General features: G+C 66.7%; 15 protein-coding genes, 1 tRNA gene and 2 pseudogenes. 15 read left to right on the top strand and 3 right to left on the bottom strand.

The features are described 5' to 3' along the window. Positions 1-5: 5 nt before the first annotated feature. The 5 genes and pseudogenes from OL239_RS20295 to OL239_RS15455 form a co-directional block, all read left to right on the top strand. Positions 6-593, top strand: a pseudogene (locus OL239_RS20295) (DUF501 domain-containing protein); the annotation flags it as partial. Between the two features lie 81 nt (positions 594-674). Beyond that, on the top strand, positions 675-1,667 hold the full coding sequence (locus tag OL239_RS20290; protein ID WP_442864311.1) for a Ppx/GppA phosphatase family protein: 993 nt from the start codon (positions 675-677) through the stop codon (positions 1,665-1,667). Between the two features lie 56 nt (positions 1,668-1,723). After that, the gene (locus OL239_RS15465; protein WP_442864310.1) at positions 1,724-3,070 is read left to right on the top strand and encodes a S8 family serine peptidase; all 1,347 of its coding nucleotides are present in this window, start codon (positions 1,724-1,726) and stop codon (positions 3,068-3,070) included. Positions 3,071-3,101: 31 nt separating this feature from the next. Next, the gene (locus OL239_RS15460; protein WP_268909654.1) at positions 3,102-4,484 is read left to right on the top strand and encodes an NAD(P)/FAD-dependent oxidoreductase; all 1,383 of its coding nucleotides are present in this window, start codon (positions 3,102-3,104) and stop codon (positions 4,482-4,484) included. Between the two features lie 111 nt (positions 4,485-4,595). Beyond that, positions 4,596-4,668: transfer RNA gene (locus tag OL239_RS15455), tRNA-Leu, on the top strand. Positions 4,669-4,671: 3 nt separating this feature from the next. On the opposite strand, the gene OL239_RS15450 is transcribed toward OL239_RS15455, so the two are convergent. After that, positions 4,672-4,959 carry a hypothetical protein gene (locus OL239_RS15450; protein WP_268909653.1) on the bottom strand — a complete coding sequence of 96 codons (288 nt, stop codon included), beginning with the start codon at positions 4,957-4,959 and terminating at the stop codon, positions 4,672-4,674. 150 nt (positions 4,960-5,109) lie between these two features. Between OL239_RS15450 and OL239_RS15445 the strand changes: the two genes are divergently transcribed. The 8 genes and pseudogenes from OL239_RS15445 (at position 5,110) to OL239_RS15410 (ending at position 12,488) form a co-directional block, all read left to right on the top strand. Next, positions 5,110-6,123: a LacI family DNA-binding transcriptional regulator gene (locus OL239_RS15445; protein WP_268909652.1), complete on the top strand. Its 1,014-nt coding sequence runs from the start codon at positions 5,110-5,112 to the stop codon at positions 6,121-6,123. Next, positions 6,120-6,398 (top strand): ATP-binding cassette domain-containing protein, encoded by a 279-nt coding sequence (locus OL239_RS15440; protein WP_268909651.1) that lies wholly within the window; start codon positions 6,120-6,122, stop codon positions 6,396-6,398. The genes OL239_RS15445 and OL239_RS15440 overlap by 4 nt, the downstream gene beginning before the upstream one ends. A 149-nt stretch (positions 6,399-6,547) precedes the next feature. After that, a complete protein-coding gene (locus tag OL239_RS15435) occupies positions 6,548-7,396 on the top strand; it encodes a Bax inhibitor-1/YccA family protein (protein ID WP_268909650.1) in 849 nt (282 codons plus the stop codon). 681 nt (positions 7,397-8,077) lie between these two features. Beyond that, the gene (locus OL239_RS15430; protein ID WP_268909649.1) at positions 8,078-8,356 is read left to right on the top strand and encodes an ANTAR domain-containing protein; all 279 of its coding nucleotides are present in this window, start codon (positions 8,078-8,080) and stop codon (positions 8,354-8,356) included. 19 nt (positions 8,357-8,375) lie between these two features. Continuing rightward, the gene (locus OL239_RS15425) at positions 8,376-9,350 is read left to right on the top strand and encodes an aldose 1-epimerase family protein (protein WP_268909648.1); all 975 of its coding nucleotides are present in this window, start codon (positions 8,376-8,378) and stop codon (positions 9,348-9,350) included. Between the two features lie 63 nt (positions 9,351-9,413). Beyond that, positions 9,414-10,638, top strand: a pseudogene (locus OL239_RS15420) (AI-2E family transporter). 2 nt (positions 10,639-10,640) lie between these two features. After that, complete coding sequence (gene ilvA, locus OL239_RS15415; RefSeq protein WP_268909647.1) at positions 10,641-11,882, top strand: threonine ammonia-lyase; 1,242 nt, start codon at positions 10,641-10,643, stop codon at positions 11,880-11,882. Positions 11,883-11,885: 3 nt separating this feature from the next. Continuing rightward, positions 11,886-12,488 (top strand): rhomboid family intramembrane serine protease, encoded by a 603-nt coding sequence (locus OL239_RS15410; protein ID WP_268909646.1) that lies wholly within the window; start codon positions 11,886-11,888, stop codon positions 12,486-12,488. 58 nt (positions 12,489-12,546) lie between these two features. On the opposite strand, the gene greA is transcribed toward OL239_RS15410, so the two are convergent. Both greA and OL239_RS15400 read right to left on the bottom strand, forming a co-directional pair. Beyond that, entirely contained in the window at positions 12,547-13,038 is a 492-nt protein-coding gene (gene greA, locus OL239_RS15405; protein ID WP_268909645.1) for a transcription elongation factor GreA, read from the bottom strand. A gap of 279 nt (positions 13,039-13,317) precedes the next feature. After that, a complete protein-coding gene (locus OL239_RS15400) occupies positions 13,318-13,779 on the bottom strand; it encodes a DUF4307 domain-containing protein (protein ID WP_268909644.1) in 462 nt (153 codons plus the stop codon). Positions 13,780-13,838: 59 nt separating this feature from the next. Here OL239_RS15400 and mca point away from each other — a divergent pair, with 59 nt between their 5' ends. Both mca and OL239_RS15390 read left to right on the top strand, forming a co-directional pair. After that, positions 13,839-14,756 (top strand): mycothiol conjugate amidase Mca, encoded by a 918-nt coding sequence (mca, locus tag OL239_RS15395; RefSeq protein WP_268909643.1) that lies wholly within the window; start codon positions 13,839-13,841, stop codon positions 14,754-14,756. Between the two features lie 48 nt (positions 14,757-14,804). After that, entirely contained in the window at positions 14,805-15,182 is a 378-nt protein-coding gene (locus OL239_RS15390) for a hypothetical protein (protein ID WP_268909642.1), read from the top strand. The last annotated feature ends 1 nt before the right edge of the window (position 15,183 follow it).

The raw sequence follows: 15,183 nt of genomic DNA, 5'->3' as shown, positions 1-15,183 counted from the left end.
CCGGCATGACCCAGCAGCAGCTCACCCCCACCTCCGATGACTTGGAGACCCTGAGCCGGCAGCTCGGCAGGCCGGCACGCGACGTCGTGGAAATCGGGGCGCGCTGCGTCTGCGGCAACCCCCTGGTGGCCACCACGGCTCCGCGCCTCAGCAACGGCATCCCGTTTCCCACCACCTACTACCTGGCGCACCCGGTCATCACGGCCGCCGTATCCCGGCTGGAAGCCGCCGGCGTCATGACCGAGATGACCGAGCGGCTGGAGCAGGACTCGGAGCTCGCCGCCCGCTACCGCGCCGCGCACGAAGCGTACCTGCAGGTGCGGAATGACATTGGTGCCCGCACCGGCGTCGGCCCCGTCCCCGAGATCGACGGCGTTTCCGCCGGCGGGATGCCCACGCGCGTCAAGTGCCTCCACGTCCTGGTCGGCCACGCCCTGGCGGCCGGCCCCGGCGTCAATCCGCTCGGGGATGAGGCCCTGGAACTGATTTCCCCGTGGTGGACGCGTGATCGCTGCTATTGTGAGGGCGCGTGGGACACCACGGCCCCGGCCCCGAGCCGCGACTTGAGCCGGCACACCAAGACCCAGGGGCTCTCCACGGAGGAACTGGAGGCCAAGCGTGCCGCCCGCCGCGAGGGCGTCGAGACCGCCAACACCGAACAGCAGGGGGATGTTGTGCCGGAAAAAAGTGAAGTGACGAAGCAGGAAGTTTCGGCGGAGCGCGTTGCCGCGGTCGACTGCGGAACCAACTCCATCCGCCTGCTCATTGCCGACGTTGCCTATAACGACGGCGGCGTGCCCACACTGACCGATGTCGTCCGCACTATGCGGGTCAACCGGCTGGGACAGGGCGTGGACGCCACTGGCCGCCTGGCACCGGAGGCACTGGAGCGGACCTTCGAAGCCGCTGACGAATATGCGGCGCTGATCCGTGAACACGGTGCCCGCCGGGTCCGGTTTGTTGCCACCTCGGCCAGCCGCGACGCGGAAAACCGTGCGGAGTTTGTGGACGGCATCCGCGCCCGCCTTGGCGTTGAACCGGAAGTCATCAGCGGGGACGAGGAGGCCGCGCTGTCCTTCGCAGGGGCCACCAGTGTCCTGGGCAGCAGCAGCGGCACCAAGACCCTGGTGGTGGATTTGGGCGGCGGCAGCACCGAGTTTGTCCTTGGCACCTCCGAGGGCGTGCTTGCCGCGAAGAGCACCGACATGGGCTGCGTCCGCTTCACCGAGCGGCACCTCACGTCGAACCCGCCCACGGAGGCGGAAATCGCCGTCGCACGCGGTGACATCCTGGACATCATTGCCCAGGTCCTGGCCACTGTGCCGCTGGCCGAGGCCGACCGCCTGGTGGGAGTGGCAGGCACTATCACCACGGTGACCGCCCACGCGCTCGGGCTGCCGGAGTACTCGCCTGAAGCCATTCACGGAGCGGAACTGGACGTTGCCCGTATTGACCACGCCGCCTCGGAGCTGCTGCACATGGACCGCGGCGCCCGGACCGCCCTGCCGTACATGCATCCGGGCCGCGTGGACGTCATTGGCGCCGGTGCGTTGATCTGGCAGACCATCGTGGACCGGGTGGCGGAACTGACCGACGGCAAAGTCTCCTCCGCGGTGAGCAGTGAACATGACATCCTGGACGGCATAGCCCTGAGCGCTGCGCGGTGACGCGTTCCTGCGCTGCGCCCGGACCGCGGAGGGGACGGGGAGCCCGCACCGTGCTGCTGGCGTCGCTGCTGGCGCTGACCCTGCTTCCGGGTGCTCCGGCTTCCGCCGACGAGTGGCGTGACAAGCAGTACTGGCTCGCTGACTCCGGCTTTGACGCCGCCTGGAAAGTAAGCCAGGGCGAAGGCGTCAAGGTGGCGGTGATCGATACCGGCATTGATCCCACCCACCCTGATCTGGCAGGCGCAGTAACAGGAGGAACCGATGTCTCCGGTGCCGGTGATCCCGCCGGCAGCAGAGGGCTGGGCAACAACCCGTCCCACGGAACACTCGTGGCCACACTGCTTGCCGGCCGCGGCCATGCGCCGCCGCCTGAACCGGAGCCGGACGAGGATAAGGACGGCGGCACCGAAGAAACGAAGAATCCCGCACCTCCCGCCAAAACCGACGGGATCATTGGTGTGGCCCCCAAAGCGGAGCTGCTGGCCGTCTCCGCCTGGATCGGGCCGGACAATCCCGCCGGCATCCCCATCGAAGACCAAATCCCGGCCGCCATCCGCTGGTCCGTCGACAACGGTGCCCGGGTGATCAACATGTCCCTGGGAAGCTCATCCACGTCCTGGCCCGAAAGCTGGGATGACGCCTTCCTGTATGCCGAGCAGCAGGACGTCGTGGTTGTCGTGGCCGCCGGAAACCGCGGTGTTGGAATGGTTCAGGTGGGGGCTCCCGCCACCATTCCGGGCGTGCTGACCGTGGCCGGCCTGGACCGGAACGGCGAAGCGAGCCGGGATTCCTCCTCCGAGGGCATCAGCATTGGCGTTGCCGCGCCGGCGGAAAACCTCGTGGGTGGGCTGCCTGTTGGCCCGGCCCGGTACGCGGACTGGAGCGGAACATCCGGCGCCGCACCGCTGGTGGCCGGAACAGCTGCGCTGATCCGCTCCGCCTATCCAGAGCTCAGTGCAGCGGATGTCATTAACCGGATCATCAGCACTGCCCGGGACGCGGGCACCCCGGGGCAGGACACCATCTACGGCTATGGCATCCTGGACGCCGGAGCGGCCCTGGCGGCCGACGTTCCGTCGGTATCGGCCAATCCGCTGGGCAACATTGCCGACTGGATCCGCATCCACCGCCGGGACACCCCCGCGGTGCCGGCCACGGACGCTCCCGTGGCGGTGGAGCCTGTGGTGCCGGACCTGCCGGAGCCGACTGTTCCGGTGGCGCTTCCGCCGGATGCGGAGACCGATCCGCTGCCCGCGGCACTGGTTCTGGGGTTCGGTGGACTGCTGGGTGCAGTGACGGCGGCAGGTGCCGTGGCGGTGACCCGTGCACGCCGCCGCAGCACCGGCAATCCTGTGGACGAGGACACGGAAACAGGTCAGCTAAAATACTCGGAAATCTCGTGAAGGTTTTCACAAACTCGGGTAGGATAAAGGCATGGCATCTACGACAAAGTTTTCAGACCGTCCCCGCGTCCTGGTGGTTGGCGGTGGCTACGTAGGTCTCTACGTAGCGAAGAACCTCCAGAAGAAGGTCAAGGACGAGGGCGGGATCGTCACGGTTGTCGATCCGCTGCCGTACATGACGTACCAGCCTTTCCTTCCCGAAGTTGCCGCCGGCACCATTGAGCCGCGCGACGCCGTCGTATCGCACCGCATGCACCTGAAGAACACCGAGCTGATCACCGGCAAGGTCACTTCCATCAACCACGCCGCCCGCACGGCCGTCATCGAGTTGTCGGACGGCGAGTCGGTTGAGCTTCCGTACCAGGACGTGGTCCTGGCCGCAGGCTCGATCACCCGCACCTTCCCGATCCCCGGCCTGGCCGAGGCCGGCATCGGCATGAAGTCCATCGAAGAGGCCGTCGGCACCCGCAACCAGGTGCTCGAGCGCATCGAGACCGCGTCCCTAATGCCCGAAGGCCCGGAGCGCGAGCGCGCCCTGACGTTCGTCGTCGTCGGCGGCGGTTTCGCCGGCATTGAAACGCTGACCGAGCTCGAAGACATGGCCCGCGACGCCGTCCGCAACAACAACCGGCTTCGCCGCGAGGACCTCCGCTTTGTCCTGATCGAAGCCATGGGCCGCGTCATGCCCGAGGTCAAGCCCGACCAGGCCGAGTGGGTTGTCTCGAGCATGCGCGAGCGAGGCATCGAGGTCCTGCTGAACACTTCCCTGGCCTCCGCCGAAAACGGTGTCCTCAAGCTGATCAACATGGCGGACAAGTCCCCGGCCGGCGAATTCGCCACCGACACCCTGATCTGGACCGCCGGCGTGCAGGCCAACCCGATGGTCCGCGCCACCGACTTCCCGATCGATGACCGCGGCCGCGTCCGCGCCAACGCCGAACTGCGCATCACCGGCGACGACGGCCCCATCGAAGGTGCCTGGGCCGCGGGCGACATCTCGGCTGTTCCCGATCTCTCCGGTGGCGGGGTCGGCGGCTTCTGCGTGCCGAATGCGCAGCACGCCGTGCGCCAGGCGAAGCAGCTGGCCAAGAACATCCTGGCCGCCCGCTACGGCGAGGGCAGCGTCGAGGAATACAACCACAAGAGCCTCGGTGCCGTCGCAGGCCTGGGCCAGTACAAGGGCGTCGCCAACATCATGGGCTTCGGCATGAAGGGCTTCCCGGCCTGGCTGGCGCACCGCGGCTACCACGGCCTGGCCATGCCGATGTTCGAGCGCAAGTTCCGCGTTATCCTGGGCTGGCTCATGAACGTCACCTACGGCCGCGACCTGACCGACCTGCGCAACCTGAAGAACCCGCGCCAGTCGTTCGTCGCTGCCGCCACGCCTCCCAAGAAGAAGGAAGCTGCCAGCTAGCGTTTCGTGTATTTCCTCTTCGGCGGCGGCTCCTCCTTTGGGAGGGCCGCCGCCGCTGTTTTCGGCACCGGTGCGCCAATCCAGTACGCTTGAGCAGAAGCTTTCGCTTCGGCCCCAGTAGCCCAATGGCAGAGGCAACAGACTTAAAATCTGCGTGTTGTCGGTTCGAGTCCGACCTGGGGTACCGTCAGTTCCCGGTTGGCCCTGTTTGGCCTCCCGCTCTGCCCGCTGGATTTACGTGGCCCTGCCCGTCGGGATGCGCCACCCGCAGGTGTGAAGACACCAGCCGTGCCGCTTCCTCCTCAGTGGCGGCGTCATACTCCCAGCTGCAGGAACAGCAGCGGGCACGCGGTGTGCCGTCCTCGGCCACCGAGACACCCCACGCCTCCCCGGGCAGCAGGTAGAAGCCGCCGTAGGTGCCGGAGAACTCGCAGAGCGGATTGTCCGGCTGCTGGTGAAAGCTCTGCTCAATCATGCTTTCTATTCGGTCCACGGGGCGCCGGGGATGGGTCCGCAGCACGGTTGTCCGCGGCCCGCCCCGGCCGTGTTTGACGCCACAGCATGATCTGCCCCATACTTGGAATCGATTCCATGGAATCGATTCCACAACGGTGTAGGGAGCAGAGTGCGGTCAACGACGATCAAGGACGTGGCGAAGAAGGCCGGCGTCTCGGCAGCCACGGCATCGCGGGTGCTCTCCGGACACTCCGCGACCTCCGAAGACGCCCGCAAAGCGGTCCGCGAGGCTGCCGCTGAGCTCGGCTTCCGGCCCAACGCCCAGGCCCGTTCGCTGCGCAAGACCAGCACCCAGACCATCGGCCTGCTGCTGCCCGACATCCGCAACCCCTTCTTTGCAGACCTCGCCCATGCCGTTGAACAGCGTGCCAGCGAATTCGGGTACCTGACGCTTTTCGGAAATGCGAACGAAAGCCAGGATCAGCAGGAACGATACCTCGACGTCATGCTCTCCCAGCGCGTGGACGGCCTGATCGCCGCGCCGCAGGGCGAGGCCCGCAGCCTGGTGGGTCTCCTGGCCGGCGAAGTGCCCACGGTGTTCGTGGACCGCGTCGTCGACGGCGCCGCCGTCCCCGGCGTTACGGCCGACAACGCCGGCGGAATTGCGGACGCCGTCCGCCATCTCACCGCCGGGGGCCACCGGCGCATCGGCTACATCGCCGGTCCGCAGTCCACGTCCACCGGCCGCGAGCGGCTGCAGTCCTTCCGCGCGGCCGTTGCCGAAACCGGCGCTGACGATGACGCCGACCTTGTCTTCCTTGGCGACTTCCAGTCCGCCAGCGGCGCTGCCGGGGCGCGGCAGCTGCTGGACCTTCCTGTGCCGCCCACCGCGCTGCTTGCCGCCGACAGCCTGATGAGCATCGGAGCCGTGGGTGTCTGCAACGAGCGCGGCCTGGCCATCGGCACCGACATCGCGTTTGTTGCCTATGACGACATTGAAGCCTTCACGCTGCTCAACCCGGCGCTGACGGTTATTGCCCACGATGTCCACGCCATGGGACGGCTGGCCGTGGACCTGCTGATTGCGGAAATCGCCGGTGAATCACCCGAATCCGTGGTGCTCCCGAGCAGGCTCATCGTCCGCGGCTCCACCCCGTCCCTTCCAGGAGGTAACCCAGCATGAGCGAGACTCCCATCCTGACGCTCGAGGGCGTCACCAAGTCCTTCGGCCCGGTGACGGTGATCGACGGCGTCACCGTGAACGTGCGGCCGGGGAAGGTCCAGGTGCTCCTGGGCGAAAACGGCGCCGGCAAGTCCACGCTGATCAAGATGATGTCGGAGAAAAATCGGACCTTTAGCGGATCAAATGTGACTCGTGTCACCGAATGGGGATCATGCTACCCACTGAATGTTTCAGGCAGTGGCCATTTTCCATGGCGGGATGTCGCGATCAGGTAACGACTTGCTTCGCCAGCGTAGGCGGGCGGGAGGGGCACGCTATGCCAAACTGTTACCCGCTACAAGTCCCGCCCGGGAATCTCCCTGCCCTGTTGTCCGTTGTCATTGGTAGGCTCTAGGTAAACAGGCCCCCAGATGGAGGACATTTAATGGCAATCGGTGGTAATCCGGTCTTTAACAGCAAGAATTTCAACTCCCAGGTTCGCGGCGGGCAGGTGAACCAGGGATCCCTGGCCACCCAGGACCAGACGTCGATGACCCCCCAGCAGCTGCAGGAGCTGTACACAGCTCCCTCCGCCGGTCCGGCGATGACCGGCCGGATGACGTATGACGACGTCATCATGAAGACCCTCGCCTGCCTGGCAGTCGTGCTGGTCGGTGCAGCCGTTCCGATGATCCTGATCCCGGGCGCCGCGGCGCCGCTGATGATTGTCGGTGCCCTGGGTGGTTTCGTTCTCGGCCTCGTCAACTCTTTCAAGCGCGAGCCCGCTCCCGCGCTGATCCTGGCCTACGCTGCGCTCGAGGGAATGTTCCTGGGCGGCCTGACCCTGGTACTGGACAACCTCTACCCGGGCATCGGTCTGCAGGCCGTGCTGGGCACGCTGTCCGTCTTTGCCGTAACACTGGTCCTGTTCCGCAGCGGCAAGGTCCGTGCAACGCCCAAGGCCATGCGGTTCTTCATGATTGCCATGATCGGCTACGCCGTGTTCTCGCTGGTCAACGTGGGCCTGATGATCTTTGGCGCCACCGACAGCATGTTCGGTGTCCGTGACTCGGTGACGATTATGGGGATCCCGCTGGGTGTTCTGATCGGGCTCCTGGCAGTTGGCCTGGCCGCTTTCTCCCTGATCATGGACTTCACATCCATCGAGCAGGGCGTCAAGGCCGGGGCTCCGCAGCGCTACTCCTGGACCGCGGCCTTTGGCCTCACCGTCACGCTGGTCTGGCTGTACGTGGAAATTCTCCGCATCCTCGCCATTCTCCGCGGCGACGACTAGCTTCTGAAAGGTTCCCGGTTCGCCGTGGAACTGTACAGAGGTCGGCAGGCATCGCGCCTGCCGGCCTCTTTTGCCGTTAACGCCGGCTTACGGTTCGGGACGGATGGCCGTGCAGCAGCCCGAACACCCTGTGCATCCGGGGAGTCGAACCGTAGGATCCGGACGGACAGGGGTCCGCTGCCATAGCTGCAGGGGGAACCGGACCGGAATGCCTGCGGGAAGGGGATACACGGTATGGATCAGCCGGCGGAAACCGTCCTGCTGCCCGTCCGGATTCAGGAGCTGCTGCTGGAGACTCCGGACCTGGAAGATTTTTGGCCTCACTCGCCGTCCTGTTAGCGGAACGGCTGGGCCGTTCGCACGTGTCGGCCGCATCCTTGATGGTGGTGCGGCCGCGGCGCCGGCCCTTGGTGGTGGCCAGTACTCCCGGCTTTACGGACCTGCAGCAGGATCTGCATGCGGAAGACCCGGCCCGGCTTGTCCTGGGAAACGGGCGCCGGCGGTGGTCCGGAGTCCCGGCCTGCCGGGAACCCCGTCCAGGTACTGGGATGGATTGAACGGACAGGGCGTGGCCGCCGCTGCGGCGGTGCCGGTTCCGGTGCCGCCGGCGGACCCGGCTGATGCCGTGCTCACCTGTTACTCCTCCAGCGCAGGGGCGTTCGGTCCCGGGGGATGCACGCGGTGGCATCCGCTGCGGCGGCACTGGCGGCTCCACTGGCACTGGCGCTGCGGCTGGACGCGCAGACGCACCGGGCCCGAAACCTGCAGGCCGCCCTCGAGTCGAGGACCGTCGTGGATTTGGCGGCCGGAATTATCATGGCGCAGAACAACTGCAGCCAGCAGAGCGCAGTCGAAATCCTGCGCAGTGTGTCCAACAGCCGCAACGTCAAGGTTCGTGAGGTGGCGGCAGGGGTGGTCGCCGTGGTCTCGGACCGGGTGAGCACTCACTTTGAGGAGTAGGCGGCGGTAGGCTGGAACAATGACGACATCCGGGCCGGTCTCGCCGGCTGCCCCCGCCACCGGCGCCCAGTTCCGGATCAGCCGCAGCACCCCCGGCGGCCCCGCGGAAGCGCAGATCGCCGCCCTGGCCGGTGCCCTGCGGAGCTACTCCCTAAACGGGACCGGGTTCGTGGAAACCTACCCGGACGATGAGCTGCCGCCCTCGGCCTGCGGCATTCTGCTGGCGCCGTGGCCCAACCGCGTGGCCGGCGGAAAATGGACGCTCGACGGGCGCACGCAGCAGCTGGACATCACCGAACCGTCCCGCGGCAATGCCAGCCACGGTCTGCTGCGGAACACCGGATACCGGCAGGCTGAGGCAGGGGCCGCCGGCAGCGGCCCGGCCGCCAGCCGGGTTTCCCTGGCGGCCGAGATCTTCCCGCAGCACGGGTATCCGTTTCACCTCGTCCACGGAGTCACCTACAGCCTGGACGACGACGGCGGCCTCCGCGTGCGGCAAACCCTCACCAATGTGGGCGGGAACCGGGCACCCTTCGCGCTCGGTGCGCATCCGTTTCTTCGGGTGGGCTCCGTTCCAACGGAAGAGCTCACGCTCACCGTCGCCGGAAGCACCCGGCTAACCGCTGATGAGCGCATGATTCCCGTGGGCAGCGAACCGGCGGCCGGGCCCTGGGATCTGAGGGCCGGCCGCCGCCTCGGAAAGATGGCTTTGGACGCCGCCTACACGGACCTGCACCCGGACCCGGAAACCGGCACGTTCCAGCACCGCCTGCGGGCACCGGAAGGAAACGGCGTCGTGCTCTGGAGCAGTCCCGAGTTCGGTTACGTCCAGGTCTTCGTGACCGACCAGTTTCCCGGGCGCTCCCGTGCGGTCGCTCTGGAACCAATGACGGCTCCTGCCAATGCCTTCAATTCCGGGGAGGGACTGCGGTGGCTGGAACCCGGGGACCGGTTTACCGCGGAATGGGGAATCCGGCCCGAACACACCGGCTGACGCCGGTCCGAACCACGGCGTAAAGGTGGGAAGCGCACCCGTTGAGTGTGGAAAGATGAGCCCATGAGACCTCACGCACGCAGCATCGCCGCGCCCAAAGCGGTGCAGGCTGCGGCTGTCCGTTCCGGCAGGGGGAACGACGACGTGCCGTACGCCCTGCGCGTCAGCGCGGCCTGGGCCTGGCGGCTCGGCGTCGTGCTGGTGGTTGCCGCCGGTATCGTGTGGCTGCTGCGCAATTTTTCGCTGCTGATCATCCCCCTGATGATCGCGGCCCTGCTGGCGGGACTGCTTTCACCCGTTTCCAGCTGGCTGCGCCGGAACAAGGTGCCCGGGGGACTGGCGGTTGCCGTCACGATCGTGACGTTCCTGGGCGTGATCGTTGCCGCCCTGACCCTGGTGGGACGCCAGCTGGCCATGGGATTCCGGGACCTCTGGGACGAAACCCTCGCCGGGGTGGAGCAGGTCCAAACGTGGCTGGCGGATGGTCCGCTGCACATCACCACCACCCAGATGGACTCGCTGCTGCAGGAAGCCACCACCACCCTGCAGGAGAATTCCGCCAATATCCTGTCCGGGGCGCTCTCCGTTGGCACCGGTGCCGGGCACTTCGCCGCCGGGGTCCTGCTGACCCTTTTTGCCCTCGTGTTTTTCCTGCTGGACGGGCGCCGGATTTGGCGCTTCACCGCGGGACTGCTGCCCCGCCGCGCCCGGCCGGGCGGCTACGGCGCCGGCATCCACGGCTGGGACTCCATGGTGAACTACGTCAGGGTACAGCTGCTGGTCGCCTTCATCGATGCCGTCGGCATCGGAGCCGGAGACCGCCATTATCGGCGTGCCCCTGGCCCTGCCACTGGCGGTCCTGGTGTTCCTGGGATCGTTCGTTCCGCTGATCGGAGCCGTCGTCACCGGTTTTGTCGCCGTGCTGCTTGCCCTCGTGGCAAACGGCTGGGTGAACGCCCTGATCATGCTGGGCATCGTCCTCCTCGTCCAGCAGCTGGAATCCCACATCCTGCAGCCCCTCATCATGGGCCGGGCAGTGGCCCTGCATCCGCTGGCCGTGATCCTGGCCGTCACGGGCGGAACGCTGGCCGCCGGCATTCCAGGCGCCCTGTTCTCCGTTCCGCTGCTGGCTATCCTGAACACGGTCGTGCGGTACATCGCCTCGAGGGGCTGGGAGCGGGACCCCGCCCTGGCCCGGGACCCCGTCTTCGCCGCCGCCGGAGGAGCGCCGCCTGCAGCAGCTGAAGCCGATAACACGTTGGACGACACCACAGAAGACGAGAAATAACCGTGACCGACCTTTCCCAACTGCCAGTGACCCTCGACGACGTTGAGGCAGCCGCCAAGCTGTTGGACGGCGTGATTGCCCTGACGCCCATTGAGCAGTCGCGGGCCCTGGGCCGGCTGACCGGCTCCAACGTGTACTTGAAGTGTGAAAACCTGCAGCGGGCCGGCTCCTTCAAGGTTCGCGGGGCCTACGTCCGGATGGCCAAGCTCTCCCCGTCGGAACGCGGCCGCGGAGTCGTAGCGGCGTCCGCCGGGAATCATGCGCAGGGCGTGGCCGTGGCGGCGGCCCGGCTGGGCATCAAGGCCCGGATCTTCATGCCCCTGGGAGTGGCGCTGCCCAAACTGACCGCCACGCAGGGCCACGGAGCGGAGGTTGTGCTGCACGGCCACAACGTGGACGAAGCCCTTGCCGAAGCCCAGCGCTATTCGAACGAGACGGGCGCCGTGTTCGTGCATCCGTTCGACAACGTCGACGTGGTGGCCGGGCAGGGGACCATCGGCCTGGAACTGCTGGACCAGATCCCGCAGCTGGACACAGTCCTCATGGGCGTGGGCGGCGGCGGGCTCCTGGCCGGCGTCGCCGTGGCGGTCAAGGCGCGGGCCAAGGAACTCGGCCGGGAAGTGCGGATCATCGGGGTGCAGGCCGAAAACGCCGCGGCCTACCCGCCGTCGCTCGCCGCTGATGCCCTGGTGCCGCTGACCAGGGTGTCCACCATAGCGGACGGCATCGCCGTGGGCCGGCCGGGCCAGCTGCCGTTCTCCATCATCAAGGAACTGGTGGACGACGTCGTCACGGTCAGCGAGGACTCGCTGGCGCGTGCCCTGATCTTCCTGCTGGAACGGTCCAAAATGGTGGTCGAACCGGCCGGCGCGGTAGGGGTGGCGGCGCTGATGGACGGCAAGATCGAGAATCCGGGCACCACCGCCGTCGTCCTCTCCGGCGGCAACATCGACCCCATGCTCATGCTGAAAGTCATCCAGCGCGGCCTCGCTGCCGCCGGCCGCTACCTGGTGGTGCGCATCCTGCTGGACGACCGCCCGGGGTCCCTGGCCACCATCTCCCGGATCATTGCCGAGTCGGATGCCAACGTCACCGGCGTCGATCACACGCGCGTCGGAGGATCGATCAGCATGGGCGACGTGGCGATCACCATCAACATGGAAACCAAGGGGCACGAACACTGTGAACACGTTTTGAACAACCTTCGGGCTTCCGGATTCCAGCCCATCGTGCTGCACGGATAGGCCGTGCTTGCCAAGCGGGCCCGGACGGCCCTGTACGTTTCGCTCGGCCTGGCCGCCCTGATCTGGGTGTGCTATTTCCTCTCGATGTTCGCCGGCCCGGCCGCGCTGCGCGAGCTGGGCATCCTGCCGCGGCGGGTGGACGGGCTGGACGGCATCCTCTTCGGCCCGCTGCTGCATGCGGGCATTAACCATTTGCTGGGAAACACGCTGCCGCTCGTGCTGTTCTCGTTCCTGACCCTGCTGGAGGGAATACGGCGCTACCTGGTGGTGCTGGCGGCCTCGTGGCTGGCCTCGGGCCTCGGAGTATGGCTCTTTGGCGGCGGCCTCACAGTGGGGATTTCCGGCGTCGTTTTCGGTCTTTTTGCCTATCTGATGGTCCGCGGCATCTATAACCGGGATATCGTCCAGCTGCTGCTTGGCGGCGCCCTGTTCCTCGTGTACGGCTCCCTGCTGTGGGGTGTGCTGCCCGTCTCGATCGGGGTTTCCTGGCAGGCGCACCTCTTCGGAGCTGCCGGGGGAGTGCTGGCGGCGGTGCTGCTCAGCCGGCGGAACCCAAGCCGGCGCACAAGCAAAAGCGGGCCCTCCCGGTGGGAAGGCCCGCTGTGACGCACGACGTCATGAAGCTGAAAAACGGAACGATCCGCGCACGGCGGATGCGCGGTGATCAGCCTGCGTACGGCTTGGCGGAAATGATCTCCACCGAAATGCTCTTGCCGTTCGGGGCCGTGTAAGCGGCTGTGTCGCCGGCCTTCATGCCCTGGATAGCAGCGCCGAGAGGAGACTTCTCGCTGTAGACGTCGATGTCCGAGTCGCCGGCAATCTCGCGGCTTCCGAGCAGGAATGTCTCGGGGTCGCCGGCAATCAGAGCTTCGACCAGCATGCCGGGCTCCACTACGCCGTCGTCCGCCGGGGCCTCGCCCACATGGGCGGTCTGCAGCAGGTGGGTCAGTTGGCGGATGCGCGCCTCGGCCTTGCCCTGCTCCTCCTTGGCTGCGTGATACCCGCCGTTCTCCTTCAAATCACCCTCGGACCGGGCCTGCTCAATGCGGGCCACGATTTCCGTACGGCCGGGACCGGACAGATGATCCAGTTCTGCCTTCAGGCGGTCGTAAGACTCCTGAGTGAGCCAAGCGGCAGGTGCGCTGTTGGTGGACACGGGTCTCTCCTTTTAATGACGACCGAACCAAATGGACTGGTTCGGCAGGCTGAATTTGCTCTGCGGGCCGGAACGGCCTGACAAGCAAAGACCCCGCCGGGCGGTGACCGGTTGCAGTGCTGATCTTGCAATGCTGATCACCTGGGCGGGGCATAACGTAGGCTCCATACTAGTTCGCCAAGCCCGTTTACCCAAGAACCCGGGCGGACAGATCATCCGCGGGCCCGGGGCCACGGGCCACGCACCCGGCCCGGGAAGCGGCGAAAGCCGGCGCCGGTGTCAGCTTTCGTCTGCCAGCCAGCAGGCATTGACTCCGCCGGTCACGCCGAGGGAATCGGTGCGGAGCATCACGCGCTGGCCGGTGGTCGCTTCCTCGGCCGGTCCGACGGTGACCTGCTTCCAGCCGACCACGGCGTAGGAATCGTTCAGGACCTGCACCGCACAGGTCACCGTGGCGTCCGTATCCTTGGTGAGCTGAAAGTCGACAGTGGCCTGACCGGCATCGGGGATGGTGAAGCCGACATCCTTGAAAGTCACTTCACCCTCGGGCGAGGGAGCGGCGATCCACGCCGCTCCGGCGCAGCCGACCAGCACCGCGGCGCTGCCCATGATGATCTTGCTCCGGCGGGACAGGCCCGGCTTGGGGGTGCCGTATCGATTGGCTAATCTTGTTGCGGACGTAAAACCATCCGGGGTCTGCTCGGGGGCTGGCTGCTTAACAGGACCTTCCTCAGTGCTCACTTCTTCATTTTATCCGAGTTTGACCGTCCAAGAATCCGCCGACCCATCAGGAGTTGCCCGTGTCGACCGCGCCAAACGAAATTTCCAGCCGCCAGGCCCCGCTGCGGCTGCTCGCCGTCCACGCACACCCTGACGACGAGGCCAGCAAGGGCGCAGCGATGATGGCCTTCTACGCGGCACAGGGCGTCGAGGTGATGGTTGCCACCTGCACCGGGGGTGAGCGCGGAAGCGTGTTGAATCCTTCGATGGAAGCCAATGCCGCTGCGAAGCGGGATCTCGCGGGTCTGCGGCGCCGTGAGATGGCCAACGCACAGCGCGAGCTGGGAGTGCGGCACCGCTGGCTCGGCTTCATGGACTCCGGGCTGCCTGAGGGCGATCCGCTGCCGGATTTGCCGTCCGGATGCTTTGCCCTTGAACCGCTGGAAGTGGCCGCAGCGCCGCTGGTGAAGCTGGTGCGCGAGTTCCGCCCGCACGTCATTGTCAGCTATGACGAAAACGGCGGATATCCGCATCCGGACCACATCATGGCCCACAAGGTGGCCGTGGAGGCGTTCAACGCCGCCGGAGACCCGGAACAGTACCCCGGCACCGGCGCCGCCTGGGAGCCGCAGAAGCTCTACTACGACCGGGCATTCAACCCGGAGCGGTTCACTGCCCTGCACCACGCACTTGTGGACGCCGGCGTGGCGTCGCCCTACGCCGAGCGCATCGCCGCATGGCAGGAGGCGGACACGGAGGGCCACCAGCCGCCGGCGCCAACCCATCCGACCACCACGCAAATCGAGTGCGGGGATTTCTTCGAGGCACGGGACCGGGCACTGAAAAGCCACCGCACCCAGGTCGATCCGGACGGCTTCTTTTTCGCCGTCGACGCTGACACGCAGCGGAAAATCTGGCCGTGGGAAGACTATTCGCTGATCATGTCACGGGTTCAGACGGAGCTCCCTGAAACCGACCTGTTTGCTGGCATACGATAGAGGGCAGGGACGGCGTAAAGCCGCCTGCTTCCAAGAGAGAGAACCCTAGTGAACTTCCTGTACAGCCTGCCCCAGCTCGTGAACCCCGGCGGCCCCGATGACGGCGAGTTGAAATCCGGCCTCAGAATCGAGGATGTAACCCCCGGGTTGCTGGGGTTCCTCGCCACCTTCTTCCTGGTGGTGATGATCGTGCTGCTCATTCGCGACATGGTCAAGCGCATCCGCCGGGTCCGCTACCGTGAACAGGCGCTGACCGGGGTGGGGAGCGACGTGTTCATTCCCAGCACGGAGGACCTCGCCGCCAGGGATTCCGCCGCCGGCAGTTCCGCCGCGCCGGCACAAGCTGCGGGGAACGACGCCGCCCCGGCAGCTCCCGCCCCGGCACCGGCCGGGAACGACGCCGGACACCCCGGCACCGGGCGCTAGG

The sequence above is a fragment of the Arthrobacter sp. ATA002 genome (assembly GCF_026898095.1).
Classification (GTDB): domain Bacteria; phylum Actinomycetota; class Actinomycetes; order Actinomycetales; family Micrococcaceae; genus Arthrobacter_B.
The sequence above is the reverse complement of the archived record's forward strand: the minus strand, read 5'-3'. Positions and strand labels throughout refer to the sequence as shown.

Bases quoted from the DNA above. Each gene is read 5' to 3' on its own strand.
- OL239_RS15435 (WP_268909650.1), top strand. From the start codon at position 6,548: ATGGCAATCGGTGGTAATCCGGTCTTTAACAGCAAGAATTTCAACTCC.
- OL239_RS15460 (WP_268909654.1), top strand. From the start codon at position 3,102: ATGGCATCTACGACAAAGTTTTCAGACCGTCCCCGCGTCCTGGTGGTT.
- OL239_RS15450 (WP_268909653.1), bottom strand. From the start codon at position 4,959: ATGATTGAGCAGAGCTTTCACCAGCAGCCGGACAATCCGCTCTGCGAG.
- OL239_RS15425 (WP_268909648.1), top strand. From the start codon at position 8,376: ATGACGACATCCGGGCCGGTCTCGCCGGCTGCCCCCGCCACCGGCGCC.
- OL239_RS15440 (WP_268909651.1), top strand. From the start codon at position 6,120: ATGAGCGAGACTCCCATCCTGACGCTCGAGGGCGTCACCAAGTCCTTC.